Source organism: Pseudomonas sp. GM_Psu_1, from assembly GCF_026544185.1.
In the GTDB taxonomy this organism is placed as follows: Bacteria; Pseudomonadota; Gammaproteobacteria; order Pseudomonadales; family Pseudomonadaceae; genus Chryseomonas; species Chryseomonas oryzihabitans.
In genome coordinates, this window is the sequence record NZ_JALNUX010000006.1 from 24,935 (window position 1) to 44,939 (window position 20,005).

Annotated in this window: 18 protein-coding genes and 1 pseudogene; 13 read left to right on the top strand and 6 right to left on the bottom strand. The window is 68.5% G+C overall.

Going from position 1 to position 20,005, the window contains the following annotated elements:
- Nucleotides 1-178: 178 nt before the first annotated feature.
- The 6 genes from OXS31_RS11835 to OXS31_RS11860 all read left to right on the top strand — a co-directional run bounded on the left by OXS31_RS11835 (nucleotide 179) and on the right by OXS31_RS11860 (nucleotide 7,796).
- A complete protein-coding gene (locus tag OXS31_RS11835) occupies nucleotides 179-1,288 on the top strand; it encodes a Gfo/Idh/MocA family oxidoreductase (protein ID WP_108582797.1) in 1,110 nt (369 codons plus the stop codon).
- A 49-nt stretch (nucleotides 1,289-1,337) separates the two neighbouring features.
- Nucleotides 1,338-2,606 (top strand): DUF445 domain-containing protein, encoded by a 1,269-nt coding sequence (locus tag OXS31_RS11840; protein WP_027599144.1) that lies wholly within the window; start codon nucleotides 1,338-1,340, stop codon nucleotides 2,604-2,606.
- A 408-nt stretch (nucleotides 2,607-3,014) separates the two neighbouring features.
- On the top strand, nucleotides 3,015-4,091 hold the full coding sequence (gene uvsE / locus OXS31_RS11845) for a UV DNA damage repair endonuclease UvsE (RefSeq protein ID WP_267399129.1): 1,077 nt from the start codon (nucleotides 3,015-3,017) through the stop codon (nucleotides 4,089-4,091).
- Between the two features lie 277 nt (nucleotides 4,092-4,368).
- Nucleotides 4,369-5,286, top strand: a complete 918-nt coding sequence (locus OXS31_RS11850) for an aldo/keto reductase (RefSeq protein ID WP_267399130.1) — start codon at nucleotides 4,369-4,371, stop codon at nucleotides 5,284-5,286.
- On the top strand, nucleotides 5,287-6,579 hold the full coding sequence (locus tag OXS31_RS11855) for an MFS transporter (RefSeq protein WP_267399131.1): 1,293 nt from the start codon (nucleotides 5,287-5,289) through the stop codon (nucleotides 6,577-6,579).
- Nucleotides 6,580-6,677: 98 nt separating this feature from the next.
- Nucleotides 6,678-7,796, top strand: coding sequence for a metallophosphoesterase (locus OXS31_RS11860; protein ID WP_074584036.1), 1,119 nt, complete (start codon nucleotides 6,678-6,680; stop codon nucleotides 7,794-7,796).
- Here OXS31_RS11860 and OXS31_RS11865 read toward each other — a convergent pair.
- Nucleotides 7,777-8,700 (bottom strand): LysR family transcriptional regulator, encoded by a 924-nt coding sequence (locus OXS31_RS11865; RefSeq protein WP_144956320.1) that lies wholly within the window; start codon nucleotides 8,698-8,700, stop codon nucleotides 7,777-7,779. The genes OXS31_RS11860 and OXS31_RS11865 overlap by 20 nt on opposite strands.
- A gap of 141 nt (nucleotides 8,701-8,841) precedes the next feature.
- Between OXS31_RS11865 and OXS31_RS11870 the strand changes: the two genes are divergently transcribed.
- The 3 genes and pseudogenes from OXS31_RS11870 to OXS31_RS23450 all read left to right on the top strand — a co-directional run.
- Complete coding sequence (locus OXS31_RS11870) at nucleotides 8,842-10,344, top strand: MFS transporter (RefSeq protein ID WP_267399132.1); 1,503 nt, start codon at nucleotides 8,842-8,844, stop codon at nucleotides 10,342-10,344.
- A gap of 231 nt (nucleotides 10,345-10,575) precedes the next feature.
- Nucleotides 10,576-11,529 (top strand): GlxA family transcriptional regulator, encoded by a 954-nt coding sequence (locus tag OXS31_RS11875; RefSeq protein ID WP_267399133.1) that lies wholly within the window; start codon nucleotides 10,576-10,578, stop codon nucleotides 11,527-11,529.
- Nucleotides 11,530-11,710: 181 nt separating this feature from the next.
- Nucleotides 11,711-12,400 (top strand): annotated as a pseudogene (locus OXS31_RS23450) (winged helix-turn-helix domain-containing protein); the annotation flags it as partial.
- A 621-nt stretch (nucleotides 12,401-13,021) separates the two neighbouring features.
- Here the strand turns inward: OXS31_RS23450 and OXS31_RS11885 are convergent.
- The 4 genes from OXS31_RS11885 to OXS31_RS11900 form a co-directional block, all read right to left on the bottom strand.
- Nucleotides 13,022-13,462, bottom strand: coding sequence for an AraC family transcriptional regulator (locus tag OXS31_RS11885; protein WP_044342902.1), 441 nt, complete (start codon nucleotides 13,460-13,462; stop codon nucleotides 13,022-13,024).
- Nucleotides 13,463-13,577: 115 nt separating this feature from the next.
- Nucleotides 13,578-14,165 carry a VTT domain-containing protein gene (locus OXS31_RS11890; protein WP_007161531.1) on the bottom strand — a complete coding sequence of 196 codons (588 nt, stop codon included), beginning with the start codon at nucleotides 14,163-14,165 and terminating at the stop codon, nucleotides 13,578-13,580.
- 77 nt (nucleotides 14,166-14,242) lie between these two features.
- A complete protein-coding gene (locus tag OXS31_RS11895; protein WP_027602851.1) occupies nucleotides 14,243-14,965 on the bottom strand; it encodes a pirin family protein in 723 nt (240 codons plus the stop codon).
- A 159-nt stretch (nucleotides 14,966-15,124) separates the two neighbouring features.
- Nucleotides 15,125-16,351: an MFS transporter gene (locus tag OXS31_RS11900; protein ID WP_267399134.1), complete on the bottom strand. Its 1,227-nt coding sequence runs from the start codon at nucleotides 16,349-16,351 to the stop codon at nucleotides 15,125-15,127.
- 97 nt (nucleotides 16,352-16,448) lie between these two features.
- Here OXS31_RS11900 and OXS31_RS11905 point away from each other — a divergent pair, with 97 nt between their 5' ends.
- A complete protein-coding gene (locus OXS31_RS11905) occupies nucleotides 16,449-17,369 on the top strand; it encodes a LysR family transcriptional regulator (protein ID WP_042136547.1) in 921 nt (306 codons plus the stop codon).
- Between the two features lie 37 nt (nucleotides 17,370-17,406).
- Here the strand turns inward: OXS31_RS11905 and OXS31_RS11910 are convergent, their stop codons facing one another.
- Nucleotides 17,407-17,817, bottom strand: a complete 411-nt coding sequence (locus OXS31_RS11910) for a DoxX family protein (RefSeq protein ID WP_042136548.1) — start codon at nucleotides 17,815-17,817, stop codon at nucleotides 17,407-17,409.
- Between the two features lie 296 nt (nucleotides 17,818-18,113).
- On the opposite strand from OXS31_RS11910, the gene OXS31_RS11915 reads away from it, so the two are divergent.
- Genes OXS31_RS11915 through OXS31_RS11925 form a run of 3 tightly spaced genes read left to right on the top strand, consistent with a single transcriptional unit; the run spans nucleotide 18,114 to nucleotide 19,980 of the window.
- Complete coding sequence (locus OXS31_RS11915; RefSeq protein WP_027599156.1) at nucleotides 18,114-18,539, top strand: DoxX family protein; 426 nt, start codon at nucleotides 18,114-18,116, stop codon at nucleotides 18,537-18,539.
- Nucleotides 18,536-19,165: an antibiotic biosynthesis monooxygenase gene (locus tag OXS31_RS11920; RefSeq protein WP_267399135.1), complete on the top strand. Its 630-nt coding sequence runs from the start codon at nucleotides 18,536-18,538 to the stop codon at nucleotides 19,163-19,165. Before OXS31_RS11915 ends, OXS31_RS11920 begins: the two co-directional genes overlap by 4 nt.
- Nucleotides 19,162-19,980, top strand: coding sequence for an alpha/beta hydrolase (locus OXS31_RS11925; RefSeq protein WP_267399136.1), 819 nt, complete (start codon nucleotides 19,162-19,164; stop codon nucleotides 19,978-19,980). The genes OXS31_RS11920 and OXS31_RS11925 overlap by 4 nt, the downstream gene beginning before the upstream one ends.
- Nucleotides 19,981-20,005: the final 25 nt, after the last annotated feature.

Here is a 20,005-nt window from a genome sequence, read left to right on the forward strand (position 1 = left end):
TCCCCCCTCCCTCCGGGAGAGGGCCGGGGTGGGAGCCGAGCCAACACCCGACCGCTATTCCCCCTCTCCCTCCGGGAGAGGGCCGGGGTGAGGGCAAGCCTGCACCCACCCTTCCTTTTACCCGGCCGGCTACTGGCTTGGCCGGCCGGGTCTTTCCATACCTCTGACGGAGAACGACATGCGCGACATCGGCATCGGTCTGATCGGCACCGGCTTCATGGGTCATGCCCACGCCCAGGCCTTCCATCACGCGGCGAGCAGCTTCAGCTTGCCGGTCCGTCCGCGGCTGGTGGCCCTGGCCGACGCCGATCCGGAACGCGCCGCCCGCTGCGCCGACGCCTGGGGTTTCGTCCGCAGCTGCGACTGGGAGCGCCTGATCGCCGATCCCCAGGTCGAGCTGGTGGCCATCACCACCCCCAACCTGCTGCACGCGCCCATGGCCCTGGCGGCCCTGGCGGCCGGCAAGGCGGTCTACTGCGAGAAGCCCCTGGCGGTCAGTCTGGACGAGGCCACGCGGATGCGCGACGCCGCGCGCCAGGCCGGGGTGGTCAACCGGGTCGGCTACAACTACCTGCAGAATCCCATGCTCAAGCAGGCGCGCGAATTGATCCAGAGCGGCGAGCTGGGCGAGATCGTCAGCTTCAGTGGGGAATTCAGCGAAGACTTCATGGGCGATCCCCAGGGACCCTTCACCTGGCGTTGCGAGACCCGCCAGGCAGGCGGCGCCCTGGCCGACCTGGGCAGCCATATCCTGTCGCTGGCGCGCTTTCTGCTCGGCCCGGTGGCGGCGCTGTGCGCCGATCTGCACACCGCCCATGGCCAGCGGCCCCACCAGGGCGGTACCCGCACGGTGGAGATCGACGACCAGGCCCATCTGCTGTTGCGCTTCGCCAGTGGCGCTCGCGGCACCCTGACCACCAGCTGGCTCAAGCACGGGCGCAAGAATCGCCTGGCCTTCGAGGTCTGCGGCACCCGCGGCACCCTCAGCTTCGACCAGGAGCGCCTCAACGAACTGCGCCTCTACCAGGTCGGCGACCGTCCGGGCCTGGCTGGTTTCCGTACCCTGCTGGCCGGTCCGCACCTGCCGGACTACGCCGCCTTCTGTCCAGCCCCCGGCCACCAGCTCGGCTACAACGAACTCAAGACCCTGGAGGTCCGCTCGCTGCTGGAGGCCCTGGGCGGCAACCCCGATCACACCGGCGTCGACTTCCAGGAGGCCTGGGAGGTGGAACGCCTGGCCCAGGCCGCGCGGCAATCGGCGCAGGAGGAGCGCTGGGTCAGACTCTAGTCTGGGGTAGGATGCGGGGATCATCCCGCGCGAGGATTGTCCCCTTTCCATGACCACACTCTCCGGCGACGGCCTCACCCCGGTCCGGCGCATGAAGCTCATCGCGCTGCTGCTGCTGTTCCTGGCGGCGGCGCTCTACTGCCTGGCCACCGCCCTCGAAGCCCGCCATCCGGCCTGGGGCTACGCCGCCGCCTTCGCCGAGGCGGCCATGGTCGGCGCCATCGCCGACTGGTTCGCGGTGACCGCGCTGTTCCGCCATCCGCTGGGTCTGCCGATTCCCCACACCGCCATCATCCCGCGCAACAAGGCCGGGGTCGGGCGCAAGCTGTCGGACTTCATCTGCCTGCACTTCCTCGCCACGCCCCAGGTGCTGGCCAAGCTGGAGGAACTGGACGCCGCCGGGCGTCTGGCCGGCTGGTTGCGTCAGCCGGACAACGCCGCTGCGGTGGCCAGCCAGGCCACCGGCGTCGCCCGCTATTCCCTGGAGGCCCTGCGCGAGGTGCGGGTGCAGGCCTTCATCCGCCGGGTGGCGGTGGAGCGGCTGCAGCGCCTGGACGTGGCGGCGCTGTCCGGCGAACTGCTCGACATGCTGACCGCCGACGGCCGCCACCAGGCGGTGCTCGACGAGGTGCTGCAGGAGATCGATCGCCTGCTGCAGGACGAAGACACCCAGGCGCTGATCGCCCGCACCATTGGCGGCGAACTGCGCACCCTCAAATACCTGGGGCTGGACGAGCGGGTCGGGCGCTGGTCGGCGATCAAGGTGGTGCAGGCGGTGTCGCGGCTGATCGGCGAGATCAGCCATGACCGCGAGCACGAGTTGCGGCGGCATTTCGATGGCTATCTGGTCGGCTTCATCGAGCGCCTTAAGGAGGACCCGGCCTTTCGCCTGCGCGGTGAGCAGTTGCGCGACCGGCTGCTGGAGCACCCGGCGCTGGCGGGTTATCTGCAGGAACTGTGGGACGAACTGGTGAACTGGCTGCAGGCGGATCTCGCCGCGCCGGATTCGCGCATCCGCCGCCGCCTGGGCCGGCTACTGGCCGAACTGGGCGAGACGCTCAGTCGCGACGAAGCCATGAGACGCTGGATCAACGAGCAGCTGATGGCGGTGGCGCCGCCCTTCATCGACCGCAACCGCCAGCGCATCGGCGATTACATCGCCGAGCGGGTAGCCGCCTGGGATACCGATGAACTGGTCCAGCAACTGGAGCAGAGCGTCGGCAAGGACCTGCAATTCATCCGCATCAACGGCACCCTGGTGGGCGGCCTGGTGGGGCTGGTGCTGCATGCGCTGACGCAGTGGTTCGGGCCGGGGTAGGGCAGCCCGAGCACGCGTGGAAAAGGCTGCGCCGTTTTCCACCCTACCGCTGCCTGCTCTAACGATGGGTTAGGGTTGGGGTAGGGACTCGATCGCGGCCATGGGCCGCTCCTACAAGAGCCTCATCCCCTCTAGGAGCGGCCGCATCGGCGGACCGCCATGGCCGCGATAGTATCGATTCCCGTAGCGTGGAAAACCTCGCAGCGTTTTCCACTGGCTGCCGCCGCTCAAGCTGATACATCGCGAACGTCACCCCCCTTGCCATACCACCCCCTCTCCCTCCGGGAGAGGGCCGGGGTGAGGGCAAGCCCGAGCGCCAAACGCCAAGGCCCCCTCCACCCATCACCCCACCCGCACCCAAGCGGCGCCGCGCGGACTAATCCCTAGAGTCCCTGACCCGAGCGTCCCATGTATCGAATCGGCTTTGCCTGCATGTACCGTCACCCCGAGCGCAGCCTGTCGCTCAAGGAACTGGAGCAGGTCGAGCGGGCCTTCAATACCCGCACCACCACCCTGCGCTGGCTGGGCAGCGTCGAGCGCGCCGCCGCCGAGGCCAAGTTGCTGGACGTGGTCACCCACAACCTCGATGCCCAGCTGAGATTCGTCGAGCATGTCGCCGACCTGCCGGACAATCTGCGCATGCTGCGCCTGAGCAGCGACCTGCTGCCCTTCTACAGCCACGCCGAATTCGCCTACTTCTATCGCTCCCAGGAATTGCAGGCGCTGCTGGAGGATCGCCTCGACCGGCTGGGCGAGCTGGCGCGCCGCCGCGATGTGCGGCTGTCGCTGCACCCCGGGCAATTCTGCGTGCTGGGCTCGGATCGCCCGGAGGTGGTGGAGAACAGCCTGAAGGAATTCGAATACCACGCCGACATGATCCGCCTGATGGGCTACGGCCAGACATTCCAGGACTTCAAGTGCAACGTGCACATCGCCGGTCGCCTGGGCGTGCCGGGCATCCGCGCGGTCTGGCCACGTCTTTCCAGCGAGGCGCGCAACTGCATCACCTTCGAGAACGACGAAAAGACCTATGGCGTCGACGACTGCCTGCAACTGGCCGACCTCGCCCCCGTGGTGCTGGACATCCACCACTGCTGGATCCACGAGGAGGCCTACATCGATCCCTGGGAGCCACGGGTAGCGCGCATCATCGACAGCTGGCGCGGGGTGCGTCCGGCCATGCACTACTCCCAGCCGCCGGAGGCGCTGATGGAAATGGGCGTCTCGCCCAGCGAGCGCATCGACATCAAGTTCCTGTTGCAGCAGATCAGCAAGCGGCTGCTCTATGCCCACAGCGACATGATGTGGAACGACTGGTGCAACCGCTACGCCTGCCAGTTCCTCGACCGCTTCGACATCATGTTCGAAGCCAAGCACAAGAACGTCACGGTGCGGGATTTCTACGACCGCTACCTGGGCGGCGACGGCAGCCTGCCGCCGGCGGATCACGACATCCTTGCGGGCCAGGATGTCGCCAACCCGTAGCGTGGAAAACCGCGCAGCGTTTTCCGCTGGGCAGTCAGAGCTGACCAGTGGACAAGGCTTCGCCGTTGTCCACGCTACGGGAGCCAGTACGTATGTTGGGTTGAGACGGCTCCTCTGTCGAGGGATGTCCGACCCCGGGCACTGTCGGGCTTCGCTGCGCTCAACCCAACCTGCGAGAGCGCCGCAACATGCCGCAATGAGCCGGGTGGGCGATCGGCCGGAAGAACCGCTTAACTCAAGGGTCACCTTTCCGAATCCGATCGTCGCGAGGCCCGCCATGCCGACCCGTCGCCATTTCCTGCAGACCACCACCGCCCTGGCTGCGGCCGTGACCGCCGCGCCCTGGTTGTGGCAGAGCGCCCAGGCCGCCGAGCCGTTGCTGACCCGCAAGATTCCGCGCTCCGGCGAGGCGCTGCCCGTCATCGGCCTCGGCACCTCGGGCAATCTCGATGTCGACCTGAACGACGCCACCCTGGCGCCGCTGCAGGAGGTGCTCAAGGCGTTGCTCGACGGCGGCGGCACCCTGATCGACACCGCGCCCAGCTATGGCAATTCCGAACGGGTGGCCGGGGAGCTGGTCAGGCGGGCCCAGGCCCGCGACAAGGTCTTTCTCGCCACCAAGATTTCCTCTACCGGCCGCGAACGCGGCGCGGCGCAACTGGCCGCCAGCTTCAGGGCCCTGCAGACCGAGCGCCTGGATCTGGTCCAGGTGCACAACCTGCAGGACACCGCCAACCAACTGGCCCTGCTGCGCGAACAGCAGCAGGCCGGCAAGGTGCGCTATGTCGGCGTCACCCACTATCGCGAAGCGGCGCTGGACGATCTGCTGGCTACCCTGAAAAAGGAAAAGGTCGACTTCGTGCAGTTCAACTATTCCGTGGGCGAGCGCGAAGCCGAGAAGCGCCTGCTGCCCTATTGCCGCGACCAGGGCATCGCCGTGCTGATCAATAGACCCTTCCAGCGCGGCAACCTGCTCTCCGGCACCCGTGGCAAGCCACTGCCGCCGCTGGCCGCCGAACTGGGCGCGACCAGCTGGGCGCAGCTGCTGCTCAAGTTCATCCTCGCCGACCCGGCGGTGACCGCGGTGATCCCGGCCACCAGCAATCCGCGCTACATGGTCGACAACCTCCAGGCCGGACGCGGGCGGCTGCCCGATGCGCGCCAGCGCGAGGCCATCGCCGGGCTGTTCGCCTAGATGAAGGACTGGCTCGGTCGCGTCCTCGACGCCCGCGCCGGTGAATCGTCCGCAGCCCTGGCGGGCTTTGCGCTGTTTCTCTGCCTGTTCGCCGGCTACTTCATGCTGCGGCCGATCCGCGAGGCCATGGGCATCGCCGGCGGCGTGGAGAATCTGCAGTGGCTGTTCACCGCCACCTTTGTGGTGATGCTGCTCGCCGTGCCGCTGTTCGCCTGGCTCAATTCGCGGGTGGCGCGGATTCGCTTCGTCGACTGGGTCTACGGCTTCTTCGCGCTCAACCTCCTGGCTTTCGCCGCCTGCTTCGCCAGCCTGGGCGATAGCGTCTGGCTGGCGCGTACCTTCTATGTCTGGATCTCGGTCTACAACCTCTTCGTGGTCTCGGTGGCCTGGAGTCTGATGGCCGATGTCTTCGACGGTGCCCAGGCGCGGCGGCTGTTCGCCTTCATCGCCGCCGGGGCCAGTGTCGGCGGGCTGCTCGGGCCGGTGCTGGCCGCCGCCCTGGCGCCCCTGATCGGTGAAGCGGGCCTGGCGCTGCTGGCCGCCGCGCTGCTGCTCCTGGCGCTCAGGCTCAAGGCCTATCTGATGGGCTGGCGCGAGACCCGCGGTGCCGGACGCCCGGGTGCGCCGCCGACCGAAAGCCCACGTCGCCCGGTGGCCGGCAATCCCTTCAGCGGCCTGACCCGGGTGCTGGCCTCGCCCTATCTGCTGGCGGTGAGCGCCTTCGTCATCCTGCTGGCCACGGTCAGCACCTTTCTCTACTTCGAGCAGGCGCGACTGGTGGCCGAGCTGTTTCCCGATCGCGCTCGCCAGGTGCAGGTGTTCGGCCTGCTGGACTTCGTGGTCCAGGCCGGTGCCCTGGTCAGCCAGGTGCTGATCACCGGCCGCCTGGCCCAGCGCTTGGGCGTGCGCGTCCTGCTGGCCGGGGTGCCGCTGCTGATGTGCATCGGCTTCCTGGGCCTCGCGCTGCTGCCCACCTTCGCCATGCTGGCGGGGCTGATGATCGTCAGGCGGATCGGCGAATACGCCTTCATCCGCCCGGGCCGCGAGATGCTCTTCGCGCCGCTGGACGCCGAGACCCAGTACAAGGCCAAGAACTTCATCGACACCGTGGTCTATCGCGCCGGTGACGCCGCCAGCGGCTGGGCCAAGAGTCTGCTGGATCTGCTCGGCCACGGCGCCTGGCTGCCGGCGCTGGTGGGCGCCGGCTGCGCGGCGCTCTGGGCCTGGCTCGGCTTCTACCTGGGGCGGCGGGCGGATCAGGCGGCCCAGGCCGGCGAGGCGGAGCAGCGCTGAATGCCGGCTGAATCGTTGTAGCTGGAAACACACCGGGGCTCCGAGGGGCGACCGGCGGGGTGCTAAGGTAAGACCTCTTCCTCGCCTCAGGGCCCTCCATGTTCCGCTCCCGCGCCATGATGTATCTGGTTCTCTTCGCCCTGCACCTGTTCATCGGCCTCAGCGTCATCGGTGACCTCGGGCTGACGCCGGCCGCCCAGCTACCCTTCTGGGCCCTGCTGCTGCTGTCCTTCGTCCTGGTGCCCCTGGGCTTTCGTTCGCGGGACATGCAGTCGCGCCTGCTGGCCTGGGCGGCGCTGATCGCCATGGGCGTGTTCTCCAGCCTGGCGGTGTTCAGCCTGCTGCGCGGTCTGGTGGTGGCCCTGGCCAGCCTCATCGGTCAGCCGCTGGACGCCGCCTGGCGCGTCGGCAGTGCCTGGGCGGTGCTGGGACTGGTGCTGCTGGTGGCCCTGCGCAGCGTCTACAACGCCCGCCGCACGGCCAGGGTCAAGGAAGTGGAAGTGGCCTTGCCCAGCCTGCCCTCCGGCCTGGACGGACTGCGCATCGTGCAACTGAGCGACCTGCACATCGGCCCGACCATCAAGGCCGGCTATCTGCAACGCATCGTCGACCGGGTCAACGGCCTGGACGCCGATCTGGTGGCCATCACCGGTGACCTGGTGGACGGCAGCGTGGCCGAACTGCAGCACGAATTCCTGCCGTTGCAGGGGCTCAAGGCACGCCTGGGCACCTACGCCATCACCGGCAACCACGAATACTATTCCGGTGCCGAAGCCTGGGTACGCGCCTGGCGCGACCAGGGACTGACCGTGCTGCTCGATGAGCATCGGGTGCTGCAGCATCAGGGCACGCCCTTCGTGCTGGCCGGCATCACCGACTACTCGGCGCCGCTCTATGTGCCCAGCCACCGCAGCGACGCCGCCGCCGCCTTCGCCGGCACCCCGGAAGGCCTGTTCCGCCTGCTGCTGGCCCACCAGCCGCGCTCGGCGCCCAAGGCCGAAGCCGCCGGCGCCGACCTGCAGCTCTCCGGCCACACCCACGGCGGCCAGTTCTGGCCCTGGATGCACTTCGTGCGCCTGCAGCAACCCTGGGTGGCCGGCATCCACCGCCTGGGTCGACTGACCGTCTACATCAGCCGCGGCACCGGCTACTGGGGCCCGCCGCTGCGTTTCGGCGCGCCGAGCGAGATCACCCTGATCAGGTTGCGGCGGGGGTAGGGTTGGCCCTGACAGCGGCCTTGAACAGCCGCTGTTCGATGAAGTCGACGAACACCCGGACCTTGGGGGAAAGATGGCGGCTGGAAGGCCAGAGCGCCCAGAACTGGCCTTCGTCCTGGGTATAGGCATCCAGCAGCGTCTCCAGCCGGCCCGCCGCGAGGGCTTCTCGCACCAGGAAGTCCGGCATGAAGGCAATGCCATGGCCGTCCTGCGCCGCCATGAGGATGGCTTCCATGTTGTTGAGGACCAGGGTTGCCGGCAGGTGCAGGCGGGTAAGCAACGGGTCGGCTGACAGGCTCCAATCCATGATCTTGCCGGTAGTCACGAAGCGGTAGCGCAGACAGTCATGCCGCTCCAGGTCTGCCGGGACAGTGGGATGACCACGCCTTTGTAGATAGCCGGGTGCGGCGCACAGCAGGAAGCGGAAGGGGCCTAGGCGCCGGGCCATCAATTTGTTATCCGCCAGGCCACCGCTGCGGATGACCACATCGAAACCTGCGTCGATCACATCCACCAGCTCATCGTTGAAGTCCAGCTCCAGTTCGATCTGCGGATAGTGCTCTCGAAAGGGAGCGAGGTGAGGAAGCAGAAAACGATAGCCGATGGTTGGCAGGCTGACCTTGAGTCGGCCTTGGGGCGTTCGCGCCGTCTGGGAGAGCAGCGCCCGGGCCTCCTCCAGCTCATCCAGAACCCGCTTGCAGCGCTCGTAGAACAGCGCACCTTCCGGGGTGAGACTGACCTTGCGCGTGCTGCGATGAAACAGTCGCACCTGCAGCGAGGCTTCGAGCTTGGCCACGTTCTTGCCGACGGCGGACGCCGAGATGCCCATGGCCTGGCCGGCATTGACGAAGCTCAAGGCATCCGCGGTCTTCACGAAGGCGACCAGGCTGGTCAGGCTGTCCATTCCGATTGAGTCCTTTTGCTCCGTTATCAGTGGATGTTAGCCCTGTTTATCCCCGATTGCGTCCTGGTTATGGTGGATCAAAGCCCGTCGCGCGCTCACCCCGGCAGTCTGGCCCACTGCCGAATTCGCAGGACTCTCTTCATGTACAGGTCTCCAGCCGTGGCCATGCCCATGGCGCCCGCTCGTTATCCGATCGTCTTCGCCATCTGCCTGGCCGCCCTGGTATTGCCGCTGAGTTTCACGGGCGGTGCGGTGGCAACGCCTGCCATAGGCGCGGCGTTGCATGCCGATGCCGTGGCCATGGCCTGGATCACCAATGCCTTCATGCTCAGCTTCGGCAGCCTGCTCATGGCTGCGGGAACCCTGGCCGATCGCTATGGCCGCAAGCGACTCTTTCTCGCCGGTGTGGCGAGCTTCACCCTGATCTCCCTGCTGCTTGCGGTGGCCCCTTCGATCCTCTGGTTCGATGGCTTGCGCGCCGCTCAGGGCGTGGCAGCCGCCGCGGCCCTGGCGGGAGGCAGCGCGGCCCTGGCACAGGAATTCGAGGGGCCGGCGCGCACGCGGGTCTTCAGCCTGCTCGGCACGACCTTCGGACTGGGGTTGGCCTTTGGTCCGTTGCTCTCCGGGATCTTGCTTGACGAGTGGGGCTGGCGGGCCATTTTCCTGGGTATCGCCTTACTGGCCGGCAGTGCCGCGCTGGTCGCCTGGAAGTGGCTGCGCGAGAGTCGCGATCCGCAGGCGAGTCGGCTCGATGTCCCGGGGGTACTGTACTTCTCCGGTACGCTGATCGCCTTCACCTCAGCCATCATTCTGGGGCCGCGCCAGGGATGGACGTCACTCGAGGTGACGTCGCTGCTCTTGCTCACCGCGCTTGGCTTGCTGCTGTTCGTGCGCGGGCAGCTGAGGAGTCGACGCCCGATGCTGGAGTTGCGGCTGTTCCGCCTGCCGCGCTTTCTCGGGGTGCAGCTGCTGCCCATCGGGACCTGCGTCTGCTACATCGTGTTCATCGTCCTGTTGCCCCTGCGCCTGATCGGGGTAGAAGGCCTGGGGGCGACCCAGGCGGGTCTGATTCTGCTGGCCCTGACCCTGCCGTTGCTGGTGGTCCCGTTGCTGGCGGCCTGGCTGACGCGTTGGCTGCCTGCCGGTTACCTCTGCGCCCTTGGCTTCCTGCTGGCGGCGGCGGGTCTGCTGGCGCTCAGCCGCCTTACCCTGGAGGGCGAGCTGCCGGAGCTGTTGCTGTGCCTGACCGTGATCGGCCTGGGGACAGGGTTGCCCTGGGGGTTGATGGATGGCCTGGCGCTCAGTGTCGTTCCCAAGGAGCGTGCCGGCATGGCGGCCGGTATCTTCAATACCACTCGGGTCGCGGGGGAGGGGGTCGCCCTGGCGATGGCCCTGGCGATCTTGAGCACCTTGATAGAAGGGCAGCTCGCCCAGGCGCTGGCCGACTGGTCCGCCCCGGCGAGGCTGGCGTTAGCTCAACAAGTGGCGCTGGGCGATCTCGAGAATCTACCTCTGGCCACGTCCGCCGTGCTCCAAGGTGCTTACCTGCATAGCTTCGCTATCCTGCTGCAAGGCGCGAGTCTGGTGACCGCGCTGATCGGGCTGGTCACGCTGCTGATGCTCAGGCCCACACGCCCAAGCTAGAGCGATTCGGCAGGTTTAGCCAAGGGATCATCCAACCCAACGGTGCCTGGATGATCCCCTGGCCACCACTGTTCAGCAGGGCCGAAGCCCCAAAGTTTCTAGCGTGAATCCGTGATCTACACGGAAAAAGTCCCTTGCCCTCATGGCGTAAGTTCTTATCCTCACCTCAACTTCGCCCGGACGACCCTGCCGTCCAAGGACAAACTGCAACACGGATAAGGATGTATCGCCATGACGAGGACAGTGGCTTTCTTGCTGGTCCCCGAGGTGCTGATGCTGGATTTCGCCGGGCCGGTGGAGGTGTTCTCCATCGCCAATCGCTATCTGCCGGCGGCCGACCACTATCGCATCGTGACCATCGCCGCGGGGCGGCGGCGGACCCTGCGTTGTTCAAATGGCATGACGATACGCACGGAGCTCACCACCCAGCAGCCGCCGGAGGCCTACGACCTGCTGCTGGTGCCTGGCGGGCCGGGTGCCTATCTGGAGCCCCATCCCGACGTCGCGGCCTGGCTGCGGCAGGTGCCCGCGCAGTGCGCGCGCTACGGGGCGGTCTGCACCGGGACCTTTCTGCTCGGCAGCGCCGGCCTGCTCGACGGCCGGCGGGTGACCACCCACTGGAATTATCGCGAACGCCTGGCGCGGCGTTTTCCCCGCGCCCAGGTGACCGCCGACGAGATCTACCTGAGCGACGGCCCGCTGCTCACCTCGGCCGGAGTCACCGCCGGCATCGACCTGGCGCTGGCGCTGGTGGCCGAAGACCACGGCAAGGCCATCGCCCGGGAGGTGGCCAAGGTGCTGGTGGTGGTGACCCAGCGGCAGGGCAAGCAGGCCCAGTTCAGTCCGCTGTTCGACGAGCCGGAGGCGACCACCGCCATCACCCGGGTGCAGCAGCATGTCGTGGCGAACATCGACCAGGCCTATTCGATCAGCCGGCTCGCCGAACTCGCGACCATGGGCACCCGCAACTTCGCCCGGGTGTTCAAGCGCGACACCGGCATGACGCCCCTGGAGTTCGTGCTCAGGGCGCGCATCGATCATGCGCGCGAATTGCTGGAGACCTCCGAGCTGCCGCTGAAGACCGTGGCCTTTCGCAGCGGCTTCGCCAGCGATCGCTGCATGCGCGCCGCCTTCCAGAGCCATCTGGGGCTGACCCCGGCGCAGTACCGCTACCAGTTCAGCTGAACGCAGCTGCGGATGGCGGTATCACGCCCATCGATGGCAGCTTCTGGCCGTAGATCGTCATACGCCTTGCCTGGGCAGCGGCCAGAATGGTCATACCTATCGGCAAGGAGAGGCGCCTACCGGCGAGGGGCTGCGGAGCCAGGTGCCCGCAGGACCCGCAGCGAGGGGGCGCGACATGGTCATGCAAGAGCCCAAGTCCCTGGAAGACGCCAGTGCCTTCCGCTTCTGCGGCCTGGTCCTGGATGCGCGCCGGCGCCTGCTGCTGGATGGCGAGCGGCCGCTGCCCCTGAGTGGGCGCGCACTGGATATCCTGCGGGTGCTGCTGGAGCACCCCGGCGAGCTGGTCGGCAAGCAGACCCTGATGGCCCGGGTCTGGCCCGGCGCCGTCGTCGAGGACATCAATCTGCGGGTGCACATCTCGGCCCTGCGCCGGGTGCTGCGGCCCTACAGCGATCGGGATCCCATTCTCAGCGCCCGGCAGCGCGGCTACGGCTTCGCCCTGGCGGTGGAGCGCTTGAACGAAGCGGACCTCACGCCGCTGGCCGAGACGCCGCTGCCCCTGACGCCCCTGGAGGGGCGCGACACCAGCCTGGTCGAATTGCGCCGTCTGCTCGCGCAACGTCGCCTGGTGTCGGTGGTGGGCACCGGAGGGGTCGGCAAGTCGCTGCTGGTCCAGCACCTGCTGCCCACGCTGGAAGACTTCGCCGACGGGATCCAGAGTCTCGATCTTGCGGCGCTGGGCCACATGATGGCGCTGGTGGACCGTCTCGCCAGTGACCTGGGCCTGGCCAGCGGTAGTGGCCTGCCGGCGCTGCAGGAGGCGCTGGCCACGCGGCGCCTGCTGCTGGTGCTGGACAACGCCGAGCGCCTGGTCGAACCCGCGGCCTGGCTGGTGGAAAACCTGCTGCAGGGCTGTCCGCAACTCAGGGTACTGGTCACCAGTCGCGAAGCCTTGCGGGTGGAAGGCGAGGCCGTGTTGCGCCTGGCGCCGCTGCCGGTCGCGCAACCACCCGCGCGGCAACTGCGCGACGCCATGCGCGAGCCGGCCTTTCGGCTGTTCGTCCGACGTGCTCGGGCGCGCCTGCCGGGGCTGCAACTGCGGCCGGCCGACGTGCAGCTGGTGGGCGAGATCTGCCGCCGCAGCGAAGGCGTGCCCCTGGCGCTGGAGATCCTGGCCGAGCAGGTGGCGGCCCTGGGGCTGGCGGGGGTACTGGCGCAACTCGACGGCGGCTATTACCTGAGCGTGGCCGGACGGCGCACGGCGGCGCAACGCCAGCGCAGCCTCGGCGCCATGCTCGACTGGAGTCTGCACAGCCTGAGCGAGTCGGAATTCGCCGTGCTGGCGACCCTGGCCGAGGCCGGCGAGCGCTTCAGTCGTCAGCAGGCCCTGCGCCTGGCGGCGCAGCGCGGGCTGGAGGAGGCCTTGTTCATTCCCCTGCTGGGGCAACTGGTGGACAAGTCGCTGATCCTGGTGGAAGGCAGCGGGGCGGCCCTAGGCTACCGCCTGCTGGCCATGCTGCGGCTGCACCTGCGCCAGTTCCGTCAGCAACCGCCGCTCCAGGGCCTGCTGTTGCCAGGCCAGCGGCGGGACCCCGACGGCGCGGGTGAACACCCGGCTCAGATGCGCCTGATCGAAGAAGCCGCACTCCAGGGCGATCGCCGCCAGGGGTAGTCGGTGCTCGGCGAGCAGGTGCCGGGCACGGTCGATGCGTTGCTGACGCAACCATTCCAGGGGGGCGAGTCCGGCGCTGAGCTTGAACTGGCGGGTGAAGTGACTGCGCGACAGGCCGCAGACGGAGGCGACCTGGCTGACGCTGATGCCGCGCTCCAGATGCTGCAGCAGGACTTCCTTGGCCAGCCGTTCCTGCCAGGCTGCCAAACCGACCAGTCGGGTACTGGATAGAGCCAGGGTGCTATCGACGGTCATGGACATGGCGCTCTCCCTATCAAACCAGCCGCGTGGCGCGACCGCCTGGATGAGAATGATTCCGTGCAGTTGTCTGACGTGCGAGTTGGCTATCGTTAATTAGCGTTAAGACGGCAACCGTCTAGGCGCAATACTGTCGCGACGGACTTGGCCGAGCGTGCCGGCGGGCCAGCAGGTGCCAGCCCAGCAGGGCGAGGCCGAGCAGACCGGCTAGCAGCAGGGGCGCCGGGCCATAGGCCTGGAGTCCGTCGAGCAGGGCCAGGATGTGCGCCTCGAACAGCCGACCCAGGGCCAGGCCGGAGCCGATCCACAGGGTGGCGCCGCCCAGGTCGTAGGCCAGGAAGCGCCGCAGGGGCATGGCACTGGCCCCGGCGCTGAGGGTGGCGAGGGCCGCGGCGCCGGGAATGAACTTGGCCACCAGTAGCAGGCCGGGCAAGCGGGTGGCGGCCGGGACATGCCCCGGCAGATGGCGCAGCAGCCAGGCACCATGCCGCCGACCGGCCCAGTACCAGAGCAGATCGGCCACCCCGGTGACCGCCACGGTAGCCAGAAGCGCCAGGAGCAATTCGGCCTCATCGGCCGCCGCGCCCATCACCACCAGCGAGGGATAGGCCGGTACCGGCAGGCCCAGCTGTTCGCCAAAGACGTTCAGCGTCAGCCAGAGGGTGGCGTTACCGGCCACCAGGGAGGTCAGGGCTTGGGTGCTCATGGCGCGTTCTCGGCAAGGGGAGGCCGAGTGAGCGGCCTCCGGGCTTGGCGCCTGCTACTACCTAGGCGCAGACAGGGTCAGGGCATTTGCGGCAGTTCGTTGGGCCGCAGATCGAACACCAGCACCTCGGCGTCGGTGCCGTGGGCCAGCTGCAGCTCGCGTTCGCCGCGCAGCCTTGCGCCGTCACCGGCCTGCAGCAGGACGCCGTTCAGCTCCAGGCTGCCGCGGGCGACGTGCACATAGGCATGGCGCTCGGGGGCCAATTGCAGGCGGGCGCTCTCGCTGCCGTCGAACAGCCCGGCGTAGACGCGGGCGTCCTGGCGCACTTCCAGCGAACCCTCAGCGCCGTCCGGCGAGATGATCAGGGCCAGGCGACCACGCTTGGCCTCGGCGCTGAAGTGCTGCTGCTGGTAGCGCGGTTCGGCGCGGCGCACGTTGGGCACGATCCAGATCTGCAGGAAGTGCACCCGCTCGCTTGCGGAGTGGTTGTACTCGCTGTGGCTGACGCCGCTGCCGGCGCTCATCAGCTGGACGTCACCGGGGCGGATCACCGAGCCGGTGCCCAGGCTGTCCTGGTGCTCCAGGGCGCCTTCGAGCACATAGGAGAAGATCTCCATGTCGCGATGCGGGTGCTCGCCGAAGCCCTGGCCCCCGGTCACGGTGTCGTCGTTGATCACCAGCAGGTCGGAAAAGCCCTGTTCCGCCGGATTGCGGTAGCTGGCGAAGGAAAAGGTGTGGAAGGACTTGAGCCAGCCGTGGTTGGCGGCGCCGCGATCGGAAGCTTTACGAATGGCCAGCATGATGAGGCTCCTTGTCTGAAGGGGGCGCGGTCTGTTCCGACGCCATGGAAGTCATCCTACTGTGGCGCCGCGGTTTGATTAACGGGCTGGGAGGAGAATGGTCGTCCTATCCTGGTTGACGATGCCTCGAGCTGGGTGGCGTCAGATCCTGGTCCGCGATCACCGAACCGGGCGCGGACGGCCAGGCCAGAGCCGTACCGCCAGGGCCAGCAGGGCGGTGGCCAGCGCCAGGCCGGCGACGCCACTCCAGCCCAGCCGGGCCAGCAGCAGACTGCCCAGGGCCGCACCGCTGGCCATGCCGATGAACATGCCGGTGAAGAGCACCGCGTTGAGTCGGCTGCGCGCCTCGGGTTCCAGGCCGTAGACCTGGGCCTGGTGGGCGATCAAGGTGGCCTGGACGCCCAGGTCGAAGACCACCGTCGCCAGCGCCAGCAGCACCAGACCGGTCACGCCCGGTAGCCAGGGCAGCAGGAGCAGGCTGGCGAAGGCCAGGGCCGCCAGGCCGATGCCCAGCCGCGTTACCCACTCCGAGCCATGGCGATCCGCCAGGCGGCCGGCCCAGGGCGCGGCCAGGGCACCGGCGGCACCGGCCAGGCCGAAGGCGCCGGCGGCGGCGCTGCCCAGCTGGAAGGGCCCGGCGTGCAGATAGAGGGCGAGGGTCGACCAGAAGGCGCTGAAGCCGACCGACAGCAGGGCTTGCGCCAGGGTCGCCCGGCGCAGGGCGGCATGGCGGCGCCAGAGCGCGCCCAGGGAGCCGAGCAGGGCCGGATAGCTGAGCCGGGTGGTGGCGGCGAAGGCGGGCAGGCCGCGCCAGACCGCCACGGCGATGGCGGCGATGCTCAGGGCGGCGAACAGATAGACCGCCCGCCAGCCAAGCCATTCGCCCACCAGGCCGCTCACTACCCGGGACAGCAGGATGCCCAGCAGCAGGCCGGTCATCACCGTGCCGACGATGCGTCCGCGCTCGGCCGGCGGCGCCAGGGTCGCGGCGGCGGGCACCAGGTCCTGGGCCACGGTGGCGGCCAGCCCGGTCACCAGGCTGGCCAGCAGCAGCCCGTGCAGGCCCGGCGCCAGGCTGGCGCCCAGCAGCGCCAGCAGCAGTACGGCCAGCTTGGCCAGGATGATGCGGCGGCGGTCGAAGCGATCACCCAGAGGTGCGAGCAGCAGCAGACCCAAGGCATAGCCGAGCTGGGTAAGGGTGGGGATCAGCCCGACGTCGGCAGCGGGCGCAGGCAGGGCACTGGCGAGGGTGCCCAGCAGCGGTTGGCTGTAATAGAGGTTGGCCACGCTGAGGCCGGCGCCGGTGGCCAGCAGGCCGAGCAGGGCAGGGGACAGGCCGGTACGGTGCGCTGAGGTCGGGCTATGCGGGAGTGGAATATCGGTCATGGCGGTTCATCCGGTGGGAAGACGATGAGCGCATTCTCGACCAGAGCCGTCGCAACCTGTAGCCGAACGCCAGGTACAGGGGGTATACGTAGGCCGTATGAACAGTACCTTTTCCCACGACCGTCTCGACCTGCTGGAGACCTTCGTCCGCATCGTCGAGGCCGGCAGTCTGTCGGCGGCCGCGCGCCAGCTCGGCACCACCCAGCCCACCGTCAGCCGACGGCTGCAGGCACTGGAAGCGGCGCTGCAGGTGCGTCTGGTGCAGCGTTCGACCCATGCCCTGCGGCTGACCGAGGATGGCCAGCGCTGCTATCGCCAGGCCCAGCAACTGCTCGGCGACTGGCAGGCCTTCGCCGCCGCCCTGCACGGCGCCCATGCCGAGCCCGAGGGGCGGCTGCGGGTGGTGATGCCCCATGCCTTCGGCCAGGAGCAGTTGCTCGATCCCCTGGAGACCTATCTGCGCCGCTATCCGGGCATGCAGGTGGACTGGGTGCTCAGCGACCGCGCACCGAATTTCGTCGCCGATGGCGTCGACTGCGCGATTCGGGTGGGGGCGGTGGAGGATCCGGACACCGTGGCGGTGCGCCTGGGCGATGTCCAGCGCATCCTGGTGGCGGCGCCGGACCTGGCAGGCACGCTGAGGGCACCCGAGGAGCTGACGGCGCTGCCCTGGATCGCCATGACCCAGTTCTACCAGACCGAATTGCGCCTGCAGCTGGGTTCTTCTGGCGAGAGCCGGCTGATCCCCTTGCGGGCGCGGCTGGCCACCGAGAGTCTCTTCGTCGCCCGCCATGCCGCGGTGCGGGGACTGGGCTGCGCGGCGCTGTCGCACTGGATGGTACGCGAGGACGTCGCCACGGGGCGCCTGGTGCATCTGCTCCCCGAATGGCAGGCCGCGCCCCTGCCGATCTATCTCATCTATCCCTACGCCCGGGTCTATCCGGCGCGGTTGCGTCTGTTCCTCGAGCTGGTGCGCGAGGCCTGCGCCAGGATGCTGGATGTGACGGCGCCCGCCTGAACCCAAGGATCCACGCGGGCGCAACGAGCGAGGGCGATCAGGCCAGCCGGGCCGCCCGCAGCGGTCGCCGGCCATCCAGGCTCAGGGCCCCGGCGCCGAAGGCCGCCACCTGCAGCAGGCCCCCGGCGATGGCGACGTTCTTGAGGAAGTGGATCAACTGATTCTGGTCGGCGAAGTGGCTGTGGAACACCAGGGCGGTGACCAGGGTGAAGGCGGCCATGGCCAGGGCCACCGGCCGGGTGCGATAGCCGATCAGCAGCAGGCTGGCGAGGCCCAGCTCCACCACCAGGGCGCCCAGGTAGGCGAGGTCCGGGAAAGGCAGGCCCATGGCGGCGATGTAGCCCTTGGTGGCGGCCGGGGCGAGCAGTTTGCCCACGCCACTGAACAGGAAGAGGCTGGCGAGCAGCAGGCGGCCGGTGGTGGCGGTGAGGGCTTGGGTGGTGTTCATCGTCAGCTGTCCTTTAAAGGTCTGGCATCCGGCTTGGATGCGATGGGCGCAGATTACTGTCCACCTTGAAATCGATTAAGTAGCTGGTCGGCGTTTTACCGTCACGAATGAGTTGACTGTTCGGCACGTTCAGGCCGCTGTTGTGACCTGAATCCTTTCACCTGCACGCCACAGCACAGGCGTACAAAAACCAGCACAGACGTCCAAGGCCGCTCCCCAGCGTCCGGGCGAAAGTCCGCCCCATCGACGGCGCGGGGCTTTTCTCGCAGCCGACTCTCTCATCAGGAGGATGGGCCATGCGCGAGACGCGACTGGATCTGGGACTCTTGTTCCTGCGCCTGGGTGGCGCCGGACTGCTCCTGGCGGTGCACGGCCTGCCCAAGGCGCTGCATTTCCGCCAGCAGCTTGGGCTGATCGAGGACCCGCTGCACCTGGGCGCCTGGCCGACCCTGGGTTTCGCCGTCTTCGCCGAGGTGCTCTGCCCGCTGTTGATCGCCCTCGGCTGGGCGACGCGCCTGGCCTGCCTGCCGATCCTGGGGCTGCTGCTGATCGCCCTGCTGGTGGTGCATCCGCAGTGGTCGCTGGAAGAGGGCCAGTTCGGCTGGCTGCTGCTGGTGCTGTTCGGCACCCTGGCACTCACCGGACCGGGTCGCTACTCGCTGGAGGCGCGGCTGGCCAGGCGTCACGCCGCCCAGGGCGGTTTCGCCAGGGCCCTGTCATGAGCGCCGCGCTCGGGCAGGACCCGCACCAGGCCCACGGCCGCATCGTCACCCTGGTGATCCGCCACCAGCCCCTGGCCGGCCAGCACCAGGCCTATCAGCGCTGGCTGCAGCGCGCGGTCACCGCCGCCCGCGCGGCCTGCGGTCACCTCGGCGTGGACGTCATCCCGCCGGCCGAGGAGGGCGCCGCCTTCACCACCCTGGTGCGCTTCGCCGACGTCGACCAACTGCAGGCCTGGCTGGCCTCGCCGGAGCGCCAGGCGCTGATCGCCGAGGTGGCGCCGCTGCTGCGCGAGGCCGATGCGCCCGAGGTGCATGCCGACGCCGAATTCTGGTTCACCCCGCCACGCCCCGGCGTGCGCCAGCCACCGGCCTGGAAGCAGGCGGTGCTCACCTACCTGGTCATCGCGCCCCTGACGATGCTGATCCCGCCGCTGTGGCAGCCGCTGTTCGCGCGCTATCCGCTGCTGGCCGGCCCGGTGCCCAGCAACCTGCTGATCACCCTGTGCATCGTGCCACTGGTGGTGTTCCTGATCATGCCGAGGGTGAGCCGCCTGTGCGCGCCCTGGCTCAACGCCCGCTCGGGCGCCTTTTCCACTCCCCCTACCGCTAGAGGCGAACAACCATGAGCACCTTTACCACCCGCGACGGCGTCGAGATCTATTTCAAGGACTGGGGCAGCGGCAAGCCCGTGCTGTTCAGCCACGGCTGGCCGCTTGACGCCGATATGTGGGACTACCAGATGCACCATCTGGCCGCCAACGGCTATCGCACCATCGCCTTCGACCGCCGCGGTTTCGGGCGCTCCGGCCAGCCGTGGAACGGCTACGACTACGACACCTTCGCCGACGACATCAAGGAGCTGATCGAGCACCTGGACCTGCGCGACGTCACCCTGGTGGGCTTCTCCATGGGCGGTGGCGACGTCAGCCGCTACCTGGCGCGCCACGGTTCGGCGCGGGTCGCCAAGCTGGCGCTGCTCGGCGCCGTCACCCCGCTGTTCGGGCAGAAGCCGGATTTCCCCCAGGGCGTCGACCAGGGCGTCTTCGACGGTATCCGGGATGGCCTGCTCAAGGACCGGGCCCAGTTCCTCGCCGACTTCGCCCCGGTCTTCTATGGCACCAACCAGGGCCAGCAGGTCTCCGCCGGGGTCTTCACCCAGACCCTCAACATCGCCCTGCTGGCGTCGCTGAAGGGCACCCTGGACTGCGTCACCGCCTTCTCGGAAACCGACTTCCGCCCGGACATGGCCAAGGTCGACGTACCCACCCTGGTGATCCACGGCGACGCCGACCAGGTGGTGCCCTTCGAAACCACCGGCAAGCTCGCCGCCCAGCTGATCCGCGGCGCCGAACTCAAGGTGTACGCCGGCGCGCCCCACGGCTTCGCGGTGACCCACGCCGAGCAGCTGAATCGCGACCTGCTGGCCTTCGTAGCCCGCTGACCTTCCCGGGCGCCCTGCGCCCGGG